At 64.8% G+C, this 341-nt stretch carries 1 pseudogene; it reads left to right on the top strand.

The annotated features are described in order from the left end of the window. Positions 1-341, top strand: a pseudogene (locus tag A3736_RS17470) (flagellar biosynthesis protein); the annotation flags it as partial.

Genomic DNA, 341 nt, shown 5'->3' with positions numbered 1-341 from the left:
TGCGATATACTCGCACGCCGGAAGTGGCGGCACCCGAACCGGTCGCGGTCGATCCTGCCGCCGATGCCTATGGCATTGGATATCGCGAAGGGCATGCTGCCGCACGTGCCGAAGCCGAGGCGGAACTGATGCGCGAACGTCAGGAGCGCGCTCGTATCGAATTGGCCTTTGCCCGCTTCGATGCCGAAAGCGCGCTTGCGCTGCGCGAGAATCTGAGGACCACCGTTCTTGCCCTTTGCGAGGATGCGGTTCTGCCGCTGGCGCTCGATCGAGACGGGCTCGCTCGCCGGATCGAAGCGGCTGCGGCGATGTTCCAGCGCCGCCATGACGAGAGGACTATC

Source organism: Erythrobacter sp. HI0063, assembly GCF_001635685.1.
In the GTDB taxonomy this organism is placed as follows: domain Bacteria; phylum Pseudomonadota; class Alphaproteobacteria; order Sphingomonadales; family Sphingomonadaceae; genus Qipengyuania.
Note: the sequence above shows the minus strand (reverse complement) of the source record. Positions and strands in the feature narration are given on the sequence as shown.